This is a genomic window from Cellulomonas bogoriensis 69B4 = DSM 16987 (assembly GCF_000767165.1).
GTDB classification, from domain to species: domain Bacteria; phylum Actinomycetota; class Actinomycetes; order Actinomycetales; family Cellulomonadaceae; genus Actinotalea; species Actinotalea bogoriensis.
Genome location: NZ_AXCZ01000040.1, coordinates 1 through 18,794, shown reverse-complemented (window position 1 = coordinate 18,794; position 18,794 = coordinate 1). Strand labels below are relative to the sequence as shown.

Genomic DNA, 18,794 nt, shown 5'->3' with positions numbered 1-18,794 from the left:
CGCGGGTCCAGGCCCAGCGCCAGGACCCGTCGGCCGCGCGGGGTGATCGCACCCGCGGCGTCGACGGCCCCGATCCCCCTCAACGTCCGCTCGGCGACCTCGACCGCCGCGTCGGGCAACGGGCCGGGCAGACGCAGACCCCGACCCCGAGGCGCACCCCACGCCGCGAGCTCCAGCAGCACACCGGTCAGATCGGCGGTCGAGACCTGGGGTGAGGGCTGCTCGGGCAGCCGCGCGTGGTCGACCTGGGACCAGCACCGGTACACCGTTCCCGGTCCCAGCCGGGCGGCCCGGCCCGCGCGCTGCTCGGCACCCGCACGACTGACCGAGACCGTGACCAGCCCCTGCAGGCCACGGCGATGGTCCGTGCGGGGTTCACGTGCCAGCCCCGAGTCCACCACCACACGCACACCCGGGACGGTCAACGAGGACTCCGCCACCGTGGTCGCCACCACCACCCTGCGCCGCGCACCGGGAGCCAGGGCCCGGTCCTGGGCCGCGGCGTCGAGCCGACCGTGCAGCGGCAGGACGTCCACCTCGCCCCCTCGCAGGCGCCGGACCACGTGGTCCACCTCCCGTGCACCGGGCACGAACACCAGCACGTCGCCCTGCTCGCCGGTCAGCGCAGCCCGCGCCACCCCCACCACGTGGTCCAGGAACGCCCCCGACCGCCCGTCCGACGCGACCACACCGGAGGGCGGCGGGCACCACCGGACCTCCAGGGGATGAGGACGAGCCTGCACCCGGACGACCGGTGCCGGCTCCTCGAGTCCGATCACCCCGGCCGTCGCGTCGACCTGGGACGTCGCCGACATCGCCACCACCACCACGTCGGGGCGCAGGTGCGCCCGGACGTCCCGCACCAGCGCGGTGGCGAGATCCTGCTCGAGGTGACGCTCGTGCACCTCGTCCAGGACCACGGCCGCGACACCCGGCAGCTCGGGGTCGCGCTGCAGCCGCCGTACCAGCACACCGGTCGTCACGACCTCGACCCGGGTGCGCGCCGACCTCCGGCTCTCCCCGCGGACCGTGAACCCGACCGACCCTCCGACCGGCTCGCCCAGGAGGGCGGCAAGGCGCCGGGCCGCGGCACGCGCCGCCACCCGACGGGGCTGGGTCACCACGACCACGCCCTCCAGGGTCGCCGCCAGGGCCGGGGGCACCAGCGTCGTCTTGCCCGTACCGGGCGGCGCGTCCACCACCACCGCACCGTGGGTGGTGGCCGCGCGCAGCACCTGGTCCAGGGCGCCCACCACCGGCAGGTCCGGCGGTCGGGAGAGGAGCTTCTCGAAGGGGTCGACCACCTGTGCAGTCTGCCCCGTGCGAGGAGGCACGTGCCCGCTCCGGCCGTTCAGCGCACCGCGTCCGCCCCGAACCACTCCGCCGCACGAGCCATGATCGCCTCGTCGAACCGGCCGTCGTCGTGCCGCGCCGCCCACCACCCGGTGAACTCCCCCGGGACCGTCGCGTCCAGCTGCCGCCGGCACCCCTCGGGGTCGGTGACCGCCCGCAGGAGCATCTCCTCGGCCTCGTGACCGTCCCGGTACACCCACGGGTAGCCTGCGGGAACCAACGCGTGCACCCAGGGCCGGTCGGGGAACACACCGATGGCACCGGCCATCAACGCCTCCACGTACGACAACCCGTACGACTCCTCGGACGCCGTGGCCAGGAAGGCCGTGGTGCGCGCCAACGCGTGCCAGTAGTCCTCCCGCGAGGCCGTCAACGGCCCCACCCAGGCCCACTCCCGGCTCGACAGCCGCATCGCCTCCTCGCTCACCAGGTGGGACTCGTGCAAGCGGGCCTCCACCCGGATGGGCGTGCGGCGCGCGACCCGCTCGACCACGTCGACGAACAGCTCCGGCCGCTTGCGTGCCGAGAGGTAGATCGCCGGGTAGAGCACCACCGGGACGTCGGTACGGACCCTGGGTTGCACGTGCTCCAGCCGCACCCCCAGGTTCACCCACGCCACCCTGGCCTTCTCCGCCAAGGGCGGCACCGCCCACGCCGTCACCACCTCACGCACCTCGCTGGCGGTCCGCTGGGAGTTCGCGAACGTCGGGAACAGCGCGCACGACAGGCCCAGCGCCGCCCGCTGCACCGGGTGCTCCATCTGGGACGTGCTCCACCACACGAAGTTCATGACCTTCGGCTCCGCGCAGTGGGCGTGCAGCGTCTGCCACACGCTCACCGAGTCGACCACGTCCATGTTGACGACCACCGTCGACGCGGCGTCCACGAACTCCAGCGGCAGCACCTCCAGACCCCCCGGGTACCGCCGTGGCCCCGGGCCCACGAGGAAGGACCCGGGGAACACGCGCAGCAGGCGGCGGACCAGGGTGGAACCCGCATCCCGCCCGGCGACGCGGCCGTCGGGGCCCACCAGGGCCTCGTCGTACCGCACCGCCACGGTCATCTCGGTTCACCGCTCCCTGCACCGGCCAGCTCGTCGGCGTCGTCGGGCTGCGGGTCCTCGGCCTCGACCCCGGCGGGAGCCGCGCCCTCCGCGGCAGGCGGAGCCAGACCGTCGCTGACGTCGTCCGGCGCGGTCAGCGCCACCGCCCCGTCGCCGTCGTCGGTCAGCGACGTGGTGATCCGCATGCCGTAGAAGGACCGGTAGACGAAGAACAGCGACGCCACGAAGAACACCGCGGCCAGGACCCGCACCAACGTCGCCTGGCCCTGCGCGGTCATGCTCACCGCGAGCTCGACCGCGAGCAACCCGAACAGGGTCGTGAACTTGATCACCGGGTTGAGCGCCACCGAGGACGTGTCCTTGTACGGGTCACCCACCGTGTCACCCACGATCGTCGCGTCGTGCAGCGGGGTGCCCTTGGCGTGCAGGTCGATCTCGACGATCTTCTTCGCGTTGTCCCACGCCCCGCCGGCGTTGGCCATGAAGATCGCCTGGTACAGCCCGAACACCGCGATCGAGATGAGGAACCCGATGAAGAAGTACGGCTCCACGAACGCGAACGCCAACGTCGCGAAGAACACCCCCAGGAACATGTTGAGCATGCCCTGCTGGGCGTACTGGGTGCAGATCTCCACCACCTTGCGCGAGTCCGCCTCAGAGGCCTTGGCCCCGTCCAGCCGGATGGTCGTGCGGATGAACTCCACCGCCCGGTAGGCCCCCGTCGTCACGGCCTGGATCGAGGCACCCGTGAACCAGAAGATGATCGCCCCACCGGTGATCAGCCCCAGCAGCAGCGGCGCGTGCAGCAGCGACAGGTACTCCATCCCGGTGGTCAGACCGTCGGTCAGAGCCATGATGATGGAGAAGATCATGGTCGTGGCCCCGACGACCGCGGTACCGATCAGCACCGGCTTGGCCGTGGCCTTGAACGTGTTGCCCGCGCCGTCGTTCTCCTCCAGCATCCGCTTGGCGACGTCCCACTGGACGTCGAACCCGTGCTCCTCGCGGATCTGGGCGTCGACGTCCTCGATCTCCTCGATGACCGACAGCTCGTAGACGCTCTGGGCGTTGTCGGTGACCGGACCGTAGGAGTCCACGGCGATCGTCACCGGTCCCATCGACAAGAACCCGAAGGCCACCAGCCCGAAGGCGAACACCGCAGGGGCCACCATCACCGCGTCCAGCCCCAGCTCGCTCATCAGGAACGCACCGCTCATCAGCCCGATGATCGCCACACCCAGCCAGTAGGCCGAGAAGTTGCCCGCGACCAGGCCCGAGAGGATGTTCAACGACGGGCCACCCTCGCGCGAGCTCTTCACGACCTCGCGCACGTGCTTGGACCCGGTCGAGGTGAAGATCTTCACCAGCTCCGGGATCAGCGCACCGGCCAGCGTCCCGCACGAGATGATCGTCGCGAGCTTCCACCACAGCCCGTCGTCCAGCGAGGGCCCCAGCACCGCCCACGTGGCCGCGTACGTCGCCGCGATCGACGTCAGCGACGTCACCCACACCAGCGACGTGAGGGGCGCCTCGAAGTCCATCCGCTCGGCCCGCGCGTACCGGGCCCGGGTCCACGCGTCGTTGACCAGGTAGGCGGCGCCGGAGGTCACCACCATGACCGAGCGCACCACGAACAACCACACCAGCAGACCGGCCTGGACCGCGGGGTCCTGCACTCCCAGCAGGATGAACGTCACCAGCGCCACACCCGTGACGCCGTAGGTCTCGAACCCGTCAGCGCTCGGGCCGACCGAGTCCCCGGCGTTGTCGCCCACGCAGTCGGCGATCACGCCCGGGTTGCGGGCGTCGTCCTCCTTGATCTTGAACGCGATCTTCATCAGGTCCGATCCGATGTCGGCGATCTTGGTGAAGATCCCGCCCGCGATCCGCAGCGCCGCCGCACCGAGCGACTCACCGATCGCGAAGCCGATGAAGCACGCCCCCGCGATGTCGGCGGGGAGGAACAGCAGGATCACCAGCATGATCAACAGCTCGAGGCTGATGAGGACCATCCCGATCGACATGCCCGCCTTGAGCGGGATCCGGTGCACCGGCAGCGGCTTTCCCGCCAGCGACGCGAACGCCGTCCGCGAGTTCGCGAACGTGTTGACCCGGATGCCGAACCACGCCACCGAGTACGAGCCCGCCATGCCGATCAGGCTGAAGGCGATGACGATCGCGACCCGTCCCCACTCCAGGTCGATGAGCACCCCGTAGTACAGGACGATCACCGCGGCGATGAAGCCCCACAGGACCAGCAGGAACCTGCCCTGCTTGACCAGGTACGCCTTGCAGGTGGTGTAGATCAGCTCCGAGACCTGGCGCATGGACGGGTGCACCGGCATGCGCCGCAGCTCCAGGAACGCCACCAGACCGAACCCCAGCCCCAGGAAGCACACCACCAGACCGACCAGCAGCAGGGCCCGTCCCGAGCCACCACCCAGGACCTGCACCGTGCTCAGGTCGGGAAGGACCAGGTTGACCTCGCCGGCGTGCACGGCCTCACCCTCGGTGTGCGTGGTCCCCGTCTGGGATCCGCACCCCGCGAGCACCCCGGCGAGAGCGGCGAGCCCCACGGCTCCCACGGGCCGGCGCCATCGACCCCGGCCCGGCGGGCGGAGACCCGCCCTCGGCTCGCCGGTGCTGCGCGCGGCTGCGGACCCGTCGATGACGGCGTGTCCCGGTACATGGCTCATGAGAACCCCCGAGGGTGATGAGGCGACGTTGCTCTCCCCTGGCACGCTAGGCCCGCCCACCCCGGTGCCACCTGTGACCTTCGGCTCAGATCCGCCCCCGCGCGGGTGAATCAGCCCTCGTCACCCCCCGGGGCTAGTGTGCTGAGGTGCGCACGCCACCGCCCCGCCGCCCGGCCCCGGAGCCCAGGTGCTGATCCGCCTCCTGCGGGAGCACCTGCGCCCCTACCGGCGCTACGTCGCGCTCGTCGCCGTCCTCCAGGTGCTCCAGGCGATGGCGAACCTGTACCTGCCCGCGGTCAACGCCCGACTCATCGACGACGGCGTCACCCAGGGCGACACCACCACCGTCCTGCAGATGGGCGGGGTGATGCTCGCGATCACCGCCGTGCAGGTGGTGTGCGCGGTCGGGGCCGTCGTCGTGGGCGCGCACGCGGCCATGTCGGTGGGCCGGGACCTGCGCGGGCGGGTGTTCGACCACGTGCAGTCCTACTCCGCGCGTGAGGTCGGGCAGATCGGACCGCCGTCCCTGATCACCCGCACCACCAACGACGTGCAGCAGGTCCAGCTCGTGCTGTTCATGGTGCTGGCGGTGATGCTCGCCGCACCGGTCGTGATGGCCGGTGGGGTGGTCATGGCGCTGCGCGAGGACCTGTACCTGTCGCGCCTTCTCGTCGTGGTCGTCCCCCTGCTCGGCGCGGTCCTCGCCCTCGCCGTGATCCGCCTGCGGCCCCTGTTCCGCACCATGCAGGACCGCCTGGACGGCCTCAACCGCATCCTGCGCGAGCAGATCGCCGGTGTGCGGGTGGTCCGGGCGTTCGTCCGCGACGAGCACGAGCGCGCCCGCTTCGACGACGCCAGCCACCGCCTGATGACGGTGTCGCTGTCGGTGGGCCGGGTCATGGCCCTGATCTTCCCCACCGTGTTCCTGGTCATGAACCTCTCGGCCGCGGCCGTCGTCTGGCTCGGGGGCCAGCGCATCGACGCCGGCGAGCTCCAGGTCGGCTCGATGATCGCGTTCATCAGCTACCTGATGCAGATCCTGGTGTCGGTGATGATGGCGGTGATGATGTTCATGCTCGTACCCCGGGCCGAGGTCGCGTCCGAGCGCATCACCGAGGTCCTGGACCTCACCAGCAGCGTCGTCCCGCCCGCCCACCCCGTCACCGACGTGCCGCTCACCGGGGCCCTGGAGCTGCGGGACGTGGGCCTGCGGTACCCCGGCGCCGAGGAGCCCGTGCTGCGGGGGGTCAGCCTGACCGCCGCACCCGGGCAGACCGTCGCGGTCGTGGGCTCCACCGGGGCCGGCAAGACCACGCTGCTGCAGACCGTTCCCCGCCTGCACGACGTCACCGACGGCACGGTCCTCCTCGACGGGGTCGACGTGCGTGACCTCGACCTGCAGACGGTGTGGGGGTCCGTGGGGCTGGTGCCCCAACGGCCCTACCTGTTCTCGGGCACCGTCGGGACCAACCTGCGGTTCGGCAAGCAGGACGCCACCGACACCGAGGTGTGGGAGGCCCTCGAGGTGGCCCAGGCCGCGGAGTTCGTGCGGGACATGGGCGGCCTGGACGCCGAGATCACTCAGGGCGGGACCAACGTCTCCGGCGGGCAGCGCCAACGCCTGGCCATCGCACGCGCCCTGGTCCGCAGGCCCCGCATCTACCTGTTCGACGACTGCTTCTCGGCGCTCGACGTCGCCACCGACGCGGCGCTGCGGCGCGCCCTGGCACCCCGGGTTCGGGACGCGACCGTCCTGGTCGTCGCGCAGCGGGTCGCCACCATCCGGGACGCGGACCTGATCGTCGTCCTGGACGACGGGCGGGTCGTCGGGTCCGGGACCCACCAGGAGCTGGTCACCACCAGCAGTACCTATCGCGAGATCGTCGCCTCCCAGCTCGACGCGCAGGACGCCCCGTGAGCGCCGCAGGCCCCGCCGGCGGCCGCGCAGCCCCCCTGCCCATGGGCCCCCGGTCAGGTGGACCGCACGCCGTGACCCCCGGCGCCAAGCCCATGGAGTTCGGCCGGTCCGCACGGCGCCTGCTGCGGTCCCTGGCACCGGAACGGGTCGCGGTCGCCGGTGGGCTGGTGCTGACGGTCCTGACCGTCGGCCTCACGGCCCTGGGCCCCCTGGTGCTGGGCCGTGCCACGGACGTGATCTTCACCGGGGCCGTCGGCCAGGGCCTGGACCCCGGGCTCAGCCGCACCCAGCACGTGGACGCCCTGCAGGACCAGGGGCGCACCGAGCTCGCGGACATGCTCGCCGCCATGCCCGACGTCGTCCCCGGGCAGGGCGTGGACACCACCCGCCTGGGCCAGGTGCTCCTGGTCGCGCTCGGCCTGTACCTGGGGGCGTGGGCGTTCGGCTACCTGCAGGGACTGGTCACCACCGGCCTGGTGCAACGGACCGTCAACCGGCTGCGCGAGCAGGTCGAGGCCAAGCTCGGGCGCCTGCCCCTGGCGCACGTGGACCGGCAGTCCCGGGGCGACCTGCTGTCCCGGGTGTCCAACGACATCGACAACCTGTCCCAGGTCCTCCAGCAGACCCTCGGGCAGCTGGTCCAGGCGATCCTCACCATCATCGGCGTGCTCGCCATGATGCTGTGGATCTCACCGCTGCTGGCCCTCATCGCCGTGGTGACGGTCCCGGTCGCCGCGCTCGTCACCGCCGTCATCGCCAAGCGCGCCCAACCCCAGTTCGTCGAGCAGTGGGCCCGCACCGGCACCGTCAACGGGCACGTGGAAGAGATGTACACCGGCCACGCCCTGGTCAAGGTGTTCGGCAGGCAGGCCCACGCCGCCCGGGTGATGCAGGAGGAGAATGACGCCCTGTACCGGGCCACGTTCCGCGCCAACGTGATCTCCGGGCTGATCCAGCCCGCGATGATGTTCATCTCCAACCTCAACTTCGTGGCCATCGCCGTGGTCGGTGGGCTGCGCGTGGCCGCAGGGGCCATCTCCCTGGGCGACGTCCAGGCGTTCATCCAGTACTCCAGGCAGTTCACCCAGCCGATGACCCAGGTCGCGTCGATGATGAACATGCTGCAGTCCGGGGTGGCGTCCGCCGAGCGGGTGTTCGAGGTGCTCGACGGCCCCGAGATGTCCCCCGAGCCCACCGACCCGCCCGTCCCGTCACCCCTACGGGGTCGGGTCGAGTTCCAGGACGTGCGGTTCCGGTACCGGCCCGACACACCCCTCATCGACGGGTTGCACCTGGTCGCCGAACCCGGTCGAACGGTCGCGGTCGTGGGGCCCACCGGAGCCGGCAAGACGACCCTGGTGAACCTCCTCATGCGGTTCTACGAGCTCGACGGGGGCCGCATCACCCTCGACGGCGTCGACATCGCCCAGATGGACCGCCGCGACCTGCGGCGCTCCATCGGCATGGTCCTGCAGGACACCTGGCTGTTCACCGGCACCATCGCCGAGAACATCGCCTACGGGCGTCAGGGCGCCACCCTCGACGACGTCGTGGAGGCCGCACGTGTCTCGCACGTGGACAGGTTCGTCCGCACCCTGCCCGACGGGTACGACACCGTCGTGGAGGAGGACGCCGGCAACCTGAGCGCCGGCGAGAAGCAGCTCATCACGATCGCCCGCGCGTTCCTCGCCGACCCCACGATCCTCGTCCTGGACGAGGCCACGTCCTCGGTCGACACCCGCACCGAGGTGCTGGTCCAGCAGGCCATGGCGGCGCTGCGGCAGCGACGCACCTCGTTCGTGATCGCCCACCGGCTCTCGACGATCCGCGACGCGGACGTCATCCTCGTCATGGACCGGGGGGCCATCGTCGAGCAGGGCAGCCACGCCGAGCTGCTGCGCGCCGGCGGCGCCTACGCCGAGCTGCACGCCAGCCAGTTCGCCGCCGCGGTCGACCCCGTCGACTGAGACGGACGCCCGCTCACCGTCCCCGCACACCACCCGAGCCCGCGACGTCCTGGACGACCGCCGCCCCGCCGGTGTGCGTGACGTCGCCGCTGCCGCGCACGCTCACCTCCAGCTCGTCGACCACGTGCACCCACGTGTCCCCCGACCCCCGCACCGTCACCACCGCCGTGGCGCTCGACAGGTCGGCCCCCCGGTAGTCGCCCGAACCCTCGATGCTGACCTGCTGACGGTCCGTCACCCCGGCCAGCACCACGTCACCGGAGCCCCTGATCGCCACGCTCACGTCCTGCACGTCCACGTCGTCCACCCGCACGTCCCCCGAGCCCATGACCGTGACCGTGAGCCGTTCACCCGTGGCGCCCCGGGCGAGCACGTCCCCCGACCCCCGCACGCTCACCGCACGCAGCTCGGGCAGCACGACGGTCCACTCCACCCGACCCACGCGGTGCCGGCCCGGGGCCACCCCCAGGCGCAGGACCCCGTCGTGCACCTCGTCCACCAGATGGGCCATGGCCCGCTCCCCGGCCGTCACCGACAGCGACGCCACCTCGCCGTGCTCGATGCGCACGCTGCCAGACCCCATGAGCTCCACGGCCCGGGCGTCGGGCGTGTCCCTCTGCTCCGTCATTCGAGGCCCCACGTCGGCAGCGCACCCGGCCACCACCACCACCACACCGACGACCCCGACGGTGGCGGCGAGCACGGTCAGGACCGGGCGTGAACGCATGACGACCTCTGTTCGGCTCGAGGTGCGGACCGGCCCGCACCACCCCAGCCTGCCCACCGTGGAGCACCCCGCGCATCAGGGTGATCCCCCAGCCGGACCCTGAGACGTCACCCCCGGGCGGTGCCACGGCCTGCCGCCGGCCACCCCGCGGCCCTACGCTGCGTGATGTGACCCCCGACACGTCCGCGAGCGGCACCGACCTGGCACCCACGGTCACCCGGCACAGGCTGCGCGTGACGTCATGGGCGCTGTGGGACTGGGGCTCGGCCGCGTTCAACGCCGTGATCACGACATTCGTGTTCACCCGCTGGATCACCAGCGAGTCGTTCGCAGATCCCGACCTCGTGACCGCCGCCACGGCCGAGGGGACCACCGGACCCGCCTCCGCCGAGCTGGCCTCGACCCTGGCCCAGCACACCGCCTGGCTGGGCTGGGGCCTGGCGCTGGCCGGGTTCGCGATCGCTCTGCTGGCCCCCGCCCTGGGTGCACGCGCCGACGGCTCCGGCAGGCGGCGCCGCGGACTCGCGGTCCACACCGCCGTCACCGTCGCCCTCAGCGCAGCCATGGCCCTGGTCCGGCCCGACCCGGAGTCCCTGACGTTCAACATCCTGCTCGGCATCACCCTGCTCGCCCTGGCCAACGTGGCGTTCGAGCTCGCCTCGGTGCACTACAACGCCATGCTCAACCAGATCTCCACCCGGTCCACCATGGGGCGCATCAGCGGGATCGGCTGGGGTGCCGGGTACGTCGGCGGCATCGTCCTGCTGCTCCTCCTGTTCGTCGGGTTCCTCAACCCCACCGTCGGATGGTTCGGGGTGACCGCCGAGGACGACACCCACATCCGAGCCGCGATCCTCGTGGCGGCGCTCTGGTTCGCCCTGTTCTCCGTCCCGGTGCTCCTAGCCGTCCCCGAGGCCCCCCGCAGTCCCACCCGCGCCCACCTGACGTTCCTCGGGTCCTACCGTCAGCTCGCCCGGGACGTGCGCGCCCTGTGGCACGGCGAGCGCGCGGTCCTGCACTTCCTGCTGGCCAGCGCCGTGTACCGGGACGGCCTCGCCGGGGTCTTCACCTTCGGCGCCGTCATCGCGGGCGGCACCTTCGGGTTCGGACCGGCGGACGTCGTGGTCTTCGCGATCGCCGCGAACGTGGTCGCAGGCGCCGCCACGTTCCTCGGCGGCTTCCTGGACGACCGGATCGGCCCCAAACGGGTCATCCTCTTCTCCCTCGTCGGCCTGCTCGCCTGCGGCATCGCACTGTTCTTGCTCCACGACGGCACCAGGACCATGTTCTGGGTCTTCGGGTTGGGCCTGTGCCTGTTCGTCGGGCCCGCCCAGTCCGCGAGCCGTTCCCTGCTGGGCCGCATGATCCCCCCCGGCCGGGAGAGCGAGCTGTTCGGCCTCTACGCCACCACCGGCCGCGCAGCCAGCTTCCTCACCCCCCTGACGTTCTCGACGTTCATCGCCGTGATGGGCGCCCAGTACTGGGGGATCCTGGGGATCGTGCTGGTCGTGGGCCTCGGGCTGGGACTGCTGCTGCCGATCCGCGTCCCCCGGCGGGCGCCCCTCGGCGACGAGCCCGCACCATGACCGCCTGGCACCCCGACCTGCTCGGCCCCGACTGGGAGCACACGACGCTGGCCCTGGGCCGCGACGTCGACGGACCGCTGGTCGCGACCCTCGTCCGCCAGACCGGTGCACCGACCCGTGGACCCGCCGCCCTGCACGTCCACGGGTACAACGACTACTTCTTCCACACGCACGTCGCCGACGCGCTCGCCCGCGCCGGTTGGACGCTCTACGGCCTGGACCTGCGCCGGTCGGGCCGGTCCCGGCGCCCCGGCCAGCTCCCCCACTGGACCACCGACCTCAGCGAGTACCACACCGAGCTCGACATGGCCGCGGACGTCCTCGCCCGGCAGGGGCACGACCGGCTCGCCGTGATCGGCCACTCGACCGGCGGACTGGTCGGCGCCTGCTGGGCGCACGAGCGCCGGTCCACGACCGCCGTCGACGCCGTCGTGCTCAACAGCCCGTGGCTGGACCTCAACGGGCCCTGGCACCGTCGCCTCACCACCGCCGCGGCGCTGGCAGTGATCGGGCGGGTGCGTCCACGACGCGTGGTGGAACGGCGGCCGTCGTCGTACTCGGCCCGGCTCCACGTGGACGCGGGCGGCCGGTGGGCGTTCGACCAGGCGTTCAAGCCCCCCACCGGTGTGCCCGTGCGAGCGGGCTGGTTGCTGGCGGTGCGGCGCGCCCAGGCACGGGTCGCCCGCGGGCTGGACATCCGGGTCCCGGTCCTGGTGTGCACGTCGGGCAGCAGCGGGCCGGGCAACGCGGACAACCCGCGGCTCGACCGTCAGGAGACCGTCCTGGACGTGCGGCACATGTGGCGCCTGGCGCCGCGCCTGGGCCGCCACGTGACGGTGAGCCGCATCGACGGAGGCGTGCACGACCTCAGCCTCTCGGGCGACGCCCCCCGCGAGGAGTACCTGCGGACCGTCACCGGGTTCCTCGACCGGGTGGCGCGCGCGACCCGACCGGGCTGACGCCCCGCACGGCGGACGTCACCCACGTGCGTCACGATGGTCCCCTGCGAGGAGAGGAGGGGCGGTGCTGGTCCTGAGCGCACAGATCCGTTCGGTCACCGGCCCCCACCGGGCCGACAACCAGGACTCGGCCGCGAGCGCGGACAGATGGGTGCTGGTGGCCGACGGTGTGGGCGGTCACGCCGGTGGGGACGTGGCCTCGACCACCATCGTCCAGGTGCTCCGGTCCCTCCTGCAGGGGCGCGAGGTCACGTCCCTGGACGCCGAGTCCCTGCGTGATCTCGTGGCGCGTGCGAACGCCCGGATGGGGTCCCAGGCCGCGCAGGACCCCGCGCTGCGAGGCATGTCCACCACGTTCACGGGTGTGGTGTGCAGCGAGGGCGAGGCACTCGTGGCGCACATCGGTGACTCCCGGGCGTACCTGGTGAGCGAAGGCCTGGGCAGGCGGGTCACCCGGGACGACTCCCTGGTGCAGGAGCTGGTGGACTCCGGTGCGATCAGCGAGGGCCAGGCCCACGGCCACCCGCACCGCAACGTGATCACCCGGTCGTTGTCGGGCTCGGACCGTGACGCCCACGACCTGACGGTGCTGTCCGTGCCGCTGCGTGCCGGTGACCGGTGGTTGGTCGCCTCGGACGGGCTCACCGACTACGTGCAGGACAAGGTGGCGCTGGGGATCCTCGCCCGGACGCCGGACCCCGCGGGTGCCGCCGACGCGCTGGTGGCCGCGGCCCTCGAGCGCGGGTCACGCGACAACGTCACCGTCGCGGTGGCCGACGTCGTGTCCGTCGTGTCGGCACCGGGAGGCCCGGGCGAGGTGGTCGGCGCCGCAGCCACCGCTGCGTCCCAGCAGTGAGGCCACGGACGCCAGCAGGACGGGAAGTGGTGCGCGCGCTCGTCAGTCCCAGAACTCGGGGAGGTCGGCGTCCTCGGTCTCGACGGGGATGTGCTCCAGCACCAGCTCTGTCGTGGTCATACCAGTCAGATCGGCGTGCGGCCGGCGACCTTGACGGGACCTTCGGCGCATGTCCTGTGAAGGTCCGGTGGGGCAGGTGCCGCTCAGGGCAGGCGGGCCAGGAGGTCGAGGACGACGGTCGCGGACCGGTCGGCGGCGTCGTCGACGTGGGTGAGGAAGTCGGCGTCGGCAGCCGGCCCGCACAGGTCGGAGATGCCGCGCACCGCCAGGAACCCCACACCGTGCAGGTGGGCGGTCTGGGCCAGGGCGGTTGTCTCCATGTCGGTGGCCAGCGCGTCGGGGAACCCGGCCCGCACGTGGTCCACGAGGTCGGCGGTGACGAACATGTCACCCGAGACCATGGGACCGGTGCGTACCTCGACCCCACCGACGGTGCCGACGGTGCCGACGGTGCCGGGGGTGCCGGAGGTGAGGAGCCCGAGGAGGTCGGGGTGCGGCCCGTAGACGGCCGGCATGCCGGGCACCTGCCCCAGGACGTACCCGAAGGCCCGTGCGTCGGCGCCCGGGTAGGTGTGGGCGGTGCCGACCACGACCTGCCCCACCCTGACGTCCGGGTGCAGACCACCGGCACTGCCGGCGCTGACCAGGACGCCGGTGGACGTGGTGGCCAGGGCCGCGGTCGCGGCACAGGTCGCGTTCACCAGGCCGATGCCGGAACGGACCAGCAGGACGGTCCGGCCCACCGCCGAGATCAGACGTCGATCGCCGGTGCCGGCAGCGGTCACCGGGCCGACCACGTCGGCGCGGTCCAGGAACGCCTGGGCCTCGTCGGGCATCGCGACCTGGACGACGGCGTCCACCGCGGTCATGCGGTGACCTGCTCCCACCCGTCACGCCCGGCCAAGAACTCCCGCGCGGCGTCCTTGGCCCCCTCCAGGGTGTGGTTGGCGCCCCACCCGCACTGCACCTCGTTGGCGGCAGGTACCTCGGTGGCCCCCAGGACGTCCTGGAGGGTCCCGGCGACCAGGTCCAGGACGTCGGGCAGCTCCCAGCGCCCCTCCAGCATGAGGTAGAAGCCGGTCTGGCAGCCCATGGGCGAGAAGTCCAGCACCCGGTCGGAGTGGTTGCGGGAGTGCTCGGCGAACAGGTGCTCCAAGGAGTGCACCGTCGCCATCTCCAGGTGCGCCCGGTTGGGCTGGACGAACCGCAGGTCGAACTTGGTGACGACGTCACCGCCGGGCAGCGTCTTGGTGTCGGCGAGGCGCACGTACGGCGGGGTCACGGTGCGGTGGTCGAGGTTGAACGACTCGACGTTCATGCGTGGCTGGTTCACGGGGTGGTCCTCGGGATTCGTGTCGGGGTGCGACCCAGCCTGCCAGAGGTCGCAGGCCGGGGGTGGTCAGCGGACCTGGACGGCCGCCAGGGCGACGTCGTCGGCCGGCGCGGTGGGCAGCATCCGGCCGAGCAGCGCGTCGCACAGGGTCTCCGGGTCCGCGCCACCCATCTCGGCGAGCACCGCGCGGAGCCGGGCGACGCCGTCCCGGACGGCCTCGCCACGCCGCTCGACCAGGCCGTCGGTGTAGAGGATCAGGGTCCACCCGGGCGGCAGGTCGGTGGTGTGCTCGCGCCGGCGCCGATCAGGGGCGATTCCCAGGAGCAGGTCGTTGTCGACCTGCCCGTGGGGGCCCGCGCCCAGGTCCCGCACCTCGCCACGCGGCCCGAGCGCGAAGGGCGGCAGGTGCCCGGCGCTGGACCACGTCAACCGGGCCGAGCCGTCGGCCTCCTGGCTCGGGCTCTGGACGAGCTCGGCGACCAGCGCGGTCGCGGCCATACCGGTCGAGAGCACGTGCATGGCGGTGTCGAGCCGCTCGAGCAGCTCGGCGGGCCCGCAGCCGGTGGTGACCGCGATACCGCGCAGCAGCGACCTGGCCTGACCCATCGATGCGGCGGCGACGACGTCGTGCCCGACCACGTCCCCGATGACCAGGGTGGTCACCCCCGGGCGAGGCTCGAAGGCGTCGTACCAGTCACCGCCGACCCGGGCGACCTCAGCGGCCGGCTGGTAGCGGACCGCGATCCGCAGCCGCTCCCCCCGCGGCGGACGGGTCAGGAGCGAGCGCTGGAGCTCCTCGGCGACCTTCTGCTGCTGGGCGAACAGGCGGGCGTGGTCCAGGGCCATCGCCGCACGGTGAGCCACCTCGGCCGCCGTGTCGAGCGCAGCCGCCCCGTCGGCGGTGACACCGCCACGACCGGCGGGGCCGTAGAGGGTCAGGAGCCCCAGGGCCCGACCCTGTGCGACGAGCGGCAGGACCACACCTTCCTCGGGGGCGAGCTCGTGGATCAGGTCGTACGCCTCACCCGGGCCGAACAGCGAGGCGATCGCCTCGGTGGTGCGGGACGGGCTGACGACCGGCACCCGGGTGCGCAGCGCCTCCGCCACGAACGACACCCCGGACAGGGACGGGAGCCGCACCTGCGCGTACCTCTCGACCCGCGCACGCATGCCCGGGTCCTGGTGCCACGAACCGATGTCGCGCAGCCGGCGCCACTCCGGCCCCGGACGTTCCTGGTCGATCAGCGAGACGATGCACCACTCGGCCAGCGTGGGCACCACGATCCGGGCCAGGCGGGCCACGGCCTCCTCTGCGTCCAGGGTGCCGGCGAGCTCTCCTGCGACCCGTGCCACCAGCGCTGAACGGGATGCCATCTGCTCGACCTGCGCCTGGGCCGCCCTGCGCAGGGTGACGTCGTGGAAGTAGACCGAGAGCCCGTCCGGCGCGGGCCAGGCCCGCACCTCGTACCAACGGTCCAGCGGTGCCGGGTAGTAGGCCTCGAACGCGACCGGGACGCCGGTGTCCATCGACGTGCGGTAACGGTCCTCGAACGTCCCTCCGACCGCGAAGGGGAACCTCTCCCACAGGTCCTGGCCCAGCAGCTCCTCCCGGGTCTGCCCGAGCACCCGTTCGGCCTCGGCGTTGACGTAGGTGAACCGCCAGGCCGGGTCCACGGAGAAGAACGCGGTGGGCATCGACTCCAGCACGCGCGCGACGCGCGCCTCCTCGTCCCGTCGGGCGGTGGTGTCGTACGCGGCTCCGACCAGGCGCACCGCGCCCCCCTGCGGCCCCGCGAGCGCGCGCCCGTGCGCCCTCACCCAGCGCAGACCGCCATCGGGGTGGAGCACCCGGTACTCGGCCGCGTAGCTCCCGCAGGTGTCCAGCGCCTCGGCGAGGAGGCCGGCCACCCGTGTGGCGTCCTCGGGGTGCAGACGTGCGTTGAACGCCTCGATCGTCTCGTCGAACTCGCCGGGCCGGTAGCCGAAGATGCGCTGGAGCCGGTCGTCCCAGGTCAGGCGACCGGAGACCAGGTCCCAGTCGAAGACCCCGATGCCGGCCGCCTCCATCGCGACCTGGGCCCGGACCTCGGTCAGGGCGAGGTCCGGGTGGAGCGGGGTGCCGGGTACGCCGTCCCGGGGCCCGAGGCCCTGGAGGGGCTCACCTGCGGTCACGCCGATCCTGCACCTCCCACGTCCGGAGCCCTCGCGCGGGCCGACGTGACGACTCTCGCACACTCCTCCCGGTGCACCAACGGGTCGGGCCGCTGCGCAGCGCACCGCGAGGAACGTCACACTCCCCGATCAGAGGATGGACAGAGCTTGCTAGGTAAGGCTTACCTGTCTAGTGTCGCGTCTTGTCATCCCATCACTTCTGAGGAGCCCTCGTGCGCCGCACGTCCGTCATCGCCTCACTGGCCGCCCTGTCCCTGGCGGCCACCCTCACCGCCTGCGGTGCAGACGACACCCCCGACGAGGGCACCGGCCCTGACGCGACGCCCACCGAGGGCGCCGCCGGCGACGGGACCTCCGACGACGGCGACACCCTCGTGATCTACTCCGGGCGCAACGAGAACCTGGTCGCCCCCGTCCTGGAGGAGCTCGAGGCGGCGGTCGGGATCCCTGTGGAGGTCCGGTACGCAGGCACCAGCGAGCTCGCCGCCCAGCTGCTCGAGGAGGGCTCGGCCACCGACGCCGACCTGTTCTTCGGCCAGGACGCCGGTGCGCTGGGCGCGCTGGCCCGCGCCGACATGCTCGTCGAGCTGGACCGGACGGTCACCGACCTCGTGCCCGAGGTGTACCGGGACGGTGGCGACCGGTGGGTCGCCACCTCCGGCCGGGTCCGGGTGCTGGCCTACGACCCCGAGCAGGTCCCGGACGTGGAGTCGTTGACCACGATCGACGACGTGCTGGCACCCGGGCTCGAGGGCCAGGTCGGGTTCGCGCCCGCCAACGCCAGCTTCCACGCGTTCGTGACCGGCCTGCGCGTGGCACGGGGTGAGGAAGGCGCCCGGGAGTGGCTCGAGGCCTTCGCCGCGAGCTCCCCGGAGGGGTACGAGAACAACAACGCGGTGCTGGACGCCGTGGACGGTGGCCAGGTCGCCGTCGGGCTGATCAACCACTACTACTACTTCCAGAAGGTCGCCGAGCTCGGCCAGGACGCGGTCTCGGCGCGGATCCACTACCTGGAGCCGGGCGACCCGGGCAGCCTCGTGAACGTCGCCGGCGCCGGCGTCGTGGCCGGGACCGACAACCGCACCGCCGCGCACGCCGCACTGGAGTTCCTGCTCTCGGCCGAGACCCAGCAGTACTTCGCCGACACCACCGCCGAGTACCCCGTGGTGGAGGGCGTGACGTCCACCACGTTCGACCTGCCCGACCTCGCCGACGTGGCCGAGAACCAGATCGACCTCAACGACCTCGACTCCCTCGACCAGACCCTGGTGATGCTGGACGAGGTGGGCCTGACCTGAGCACCGCGGCAGCCACGACGAGCCGACGGCCGGCCCGCTCCCACGAGCGCCCCCCGGCCGTCCTCGTCGTGCCCGCGGTCCTCGCGGCGGTCGTGGCGGTGCTGCCGCTGACCTACCTCGCGGTACGGGCCGGGGAGGGCGGGCTGGCCAACGCCCTGGAGATCGTGCTGCGGGAGCGGACGCTGCGGCTGATCGCCAGGTCCCTGGGGCTGGTCGCGGCGGTCACAGCCACCTGCCTGCTCATCGGGACCGCCCTGGCGTGGCTGACGTCCCGCACGGACCTGCCCGCGCGGCGGACCATGGGCGTGCTCGCCGCACTGCCGCTGGCGATGCCCAGCTACGTGGCCGCCTACGCGTGGATCTCGGCGTTCCCGGGCATCGCCGGGTTCTGGGGCACGTACCTCGTGCTCACCGCGTGCACCTACCCCTACGTCTACCTCCCGGTGGTGGCGGCCCTGCGCCGCGCCGACCCGGCGCTCGAGGAGGTCTCCCGGTCCCTCGGGCGGTCGGCACGGGCGACGTTCTGGTCGGTCACCGTGCCGCAGATCCGCCCGGCGGCGACCGCAGGCGGCCTGCTGGTGGCCCTCTACGTGCTGTCGGACTTCGGGGCACCGTCACTGCTGCGGTACGACGTGTTCACCCGGGTGATCCACGCCTCCTACCGTTCCAGCTTCGACCGCACCCCGGCCGCGGTCCTGTCGGTGCTGCTCGTGGTCATCACGATCGCCATCACGGTCGCCGAGGCACGCTCACGCGGCCGCGCCGGCCAGGCGCGGGTGGGCGGCGGCGTCGCCCGTCGCGCCGCG

At 72.4% G+C, this 18,794-nt stretch carries 15 protein-coding genes; 7 read left to right on the top strand and 8 right to left on the bottom strand.

The genetic code is table 11. The features are described from left to right. From N869_RS05820 to N869_RS05810, 3 genes are all read right to left on the bottom strand, one after another. A partial coding sequence (locus tag N869_RS05820) for a helicase-related protein (RefSeq protein WP_035059090.1) occupies nt 1-1,304 on the bottom strand: 1,304 nt, incomplete at its 3' end. Nucleotides 1,305-1,351: 47 nt separating this feature from the next. Then, nucleotides 1,352-2,416: a glycosyltransferase family protein gene (locus tag N869_RS05815; protein ID WP_035059088.1), complete on the bottom strand. Its 1,065-nt coding sequence runs from the start codon at nt 2,414-2,416 to the stop codon at nt 1,352-1,354. After that, nucleotides 2,413-5,112, bottom strand: a complete 2,700-nt coding sequence (locus N869_RS05810) for a sodium-translocating pyrophosphatase (RefSeq protein WP_052105115.1) — start codon at nt 5,110-5,112, stop codon at nt 2,413-2,415. The genes N869_RS05815 and N869_RS05810 overlap by 4 nt, the downstream gene beginning before the upstream one ends. Before the next feature lie 187 nt (nt 5,113-5,299). Between N869_RS05810 and N869_RS05805 the strand changes: the two genes are divergently transcribed. Both N869_RS05805 and N869_RS05800 read left to right on the top strand, forming a co-directional pair. Then, the gene (locus tag N869_RS05805; RefSeq protein ID WP_035059086.1) at nt 5,300-7,030 is read left to right on the top strand and encodes an ABC transporter ATP-binding protein; all 1,731 of its coding nucleotides are present in this window, start codon (nt 5,300-5,302) and stop codon (nt 7,028-7,030) included. 41 nt (nt 7,031-7,071) lie between these two features. Continuing rightward, complete coding sequence (locus N869_RS05800; protein WP_052105119.1) at nt 7,072-8,997, top strand: ABC transporter ATP-binding protein; 1,926 nt, start codon at nt 7,072-7,074, stop codon at nt 8,995-8,997. A gap of 13 nt (nt 8,998-9,010) precedes the next feature. On the opposite strand, the gene N869_RS05795 is transcribed toward N869_RS05800, so the two are convergent. Then, nucleotides 9,011-9,724: a GIN domain-containing protein gene (locus N869_RS05795; RefSeq protein WP_035059083.1), complete on the bottom strand. Its 714-nt coding sequence runs from the start codon at nt 9,722-9,724 to the stop codon at nt 9,011-9,013. A 167-nt stretch (nt 9,725-9,891) separates the two neighbouring features. Here N869_RS05795 and N869_RS05790 point away from each other — a divergent pair, with 167 nt between their 5' ends. From N869_RS05790 to N869_RS05780, 3 genes are all read left to right on the top strand, one after another. After that, complete coding sequence (locus N869_RS05790; protein WP_156968376.1) at nt 9,892-11,310, top strand: MFS transporter; 1,419 nt, start codon at nt 9,892-9,894, stop codon at nt 11,308-11,310. Next, nucleotides 11,307-12,269 (top strand): alpha/beta hydrolase, encoded by a 963-nt coding sequence (locus N869_RS05785; protein ID WP_035059080.1) that lies wholly within the window; start codon nt 11,307-11,309, stop codon nt 12,267-12,269. Before N869_RS05790 ends, N869_RS05785 begins: the two co-directional genes overlap by 4 nt. 64 nt (nt 12,270-12,333) lie before the next feature. After that, a complete protein-coding gene (locus tag N869_RS05780) occupies nt 12,334-13,125 on the top strand; it encodes a PP2C family protein-serine/threonine phosphatase (protein ID WP_035059078.1) in 792 nt (263 codons plus the stop codon). Between the two features lie 42 nt (nt 13,126-13,167). Here N869_RS05780 and N869_RS18725 read toward each other — a convergent pair whose 3' ends face one another. The 4 genes from N869_RS18725 to N869_RS05765 all read right to left on the bottom strand — a co-directional run bounded on the left by N869_RS18725 (nt 13,168) and on the right by N869_RS05765 (nt 16,690). After that, nucleotides 13,168-13,296 carry a hypothetical protein gene (locus tag N869_RS18725; RefSeq protein WP_269545863.1) on the bottom strand — a complete coding sequence of 43 codons (129 nt, stop codon included), beginning with the start codon at nt 13,294-13,296 and terminating at the stop codon, nt 13,168-13,170. Nucleotides 13,297-13,328: 32 nt separating this feature from the next. Next, nucleotides 13,329-14,054 carry a 5'-methylthioadenosine/S-adenosylhomocysteine nucleosidase gene (gene mtnN, locus N869_RS05775; RefSeq protein ID WP_035059076.1) on the bottom strand — a complete coding sequence of 242 codons (726 nt, stop codon included), beginning with the start codon at nt 14,052-14,054 and terminating at the stop codon, nt 13,329-13,331. Further along, complete coding sequence (locus tag N869_RS05770) at nt 14,051-14,503, bottom strand: S-ribosylhomocysteine lyase (protein ID WP_035059097.1); 453 nt, start codon at nt 14,501-14,503, stop codon at nt 14,051-14,053. Before N869_RS05770 ends, mtnN begins: the two co-directional genes overlap by 4 nt. 81 nt (nt 14,504-14,584) lie before the next feature. Next, nucleotides 14,585-16,690, bottom strand: coding sequence for a SpoIIE family protein phosphatase (locus N869_RS05765; RefSeq protein ID WP_052105113.1), 2,106 nt, complete (start codon nt 16,688-16,690; stop codon nt 14,585-14,587). A 212-nt stretch (nt 16,691-16,902) separates the two neighbouring features. Here N869_RS05765 and N869_RS05760 point away from each other — a divergent pair, with 212 nt between their 5' ends. Together N869_RS05760 and N869_RS05755 are read left to right on the top strand one after the other, a co-directional pair. Next, nucleotides 16,903-17,988 carry an extracellular solute-binding protein gene (locus N869_RS05760; RefSeq protein WP_035059073.1) on the top strand — a complete coding sequence of 362 codons (1,086 nt, stop codon included), beginning with the start codon at nt 16,903-16,905 and terminating at the stop codon, nt 17,986-17,988. Nucleotides 17,989-18,056: 68 nt separating this feature from the next. Then, the coding region (locus N869_RS05755; RefSeq protein ID WP_156968375.1) for an ABC transporter permease at nt 18,057-18,794 on the top strand (738 nt) is incomplete at its 3' end.

What these genes read in the sequence shown, in the direction of transcription:
- N869_RS05800 (WP_052105119.1), top strand. Translation starts at nt 7,072, where the DNA reads ATGGGCCCCCGGTCAGGTGGACCGCACGCCGTGACCCCCGGCGCCAAG.
- N869_RS05785 (WP_035059080.1), top strand. Translation starts at nt 11,307, where the DNA reads ATGACCGCCTGGCACCCCGACCTGCTCGGCCCCGACTGGGAGCACACG.
- N869_RS05795 (WP_035059083.1), bottom strand. Translation starts at nt 9,724, where the DNA reads ATGCGTTCACGCCCGGTCCTGACCGTGCTCGCCGCCACCGTCGGGGTC.
- N869_RS05770 (WP_035059097.1), bottom strand. Translation starts at nt 14,503, where the DNA reads ATGAACGTCGAGTCGTTCAACCTCGACCACCGCACCGTGACCCCGCCG.
- mtnN (WP_035059076.1), bottom strand. Translation starts at nt 14,054, where the DNA reads ATGACCGCGGTGGACGCCGTCGTCCAGGTCGCGATGCCCGACGAGGCC.
- N869_RS18725 (WP_269545863.1), bottom strand. Translation starts at nt 13,296, where the DNA reads ATGCGCCGAAGGTCCCGTCAAGGTCGCCGGCCGCACGCCGATCTGACT.
- N869_RS05810 (WP_052105115.1), bottom strand. Translation starts at nt 5,112, where the DNA reads ATGAGCCATGTACCGGGACACGCCGTCATCGACGGGTCCGCAGCCGCG.
- N869_RS05815 (WP_035059088.1), bottom strand. Translation starts at nt 2,416, where the DNA reads ATGACCGTGGCGGTGCGGTACGACGAGGCCCTGGTGGGCCCCGACGGC.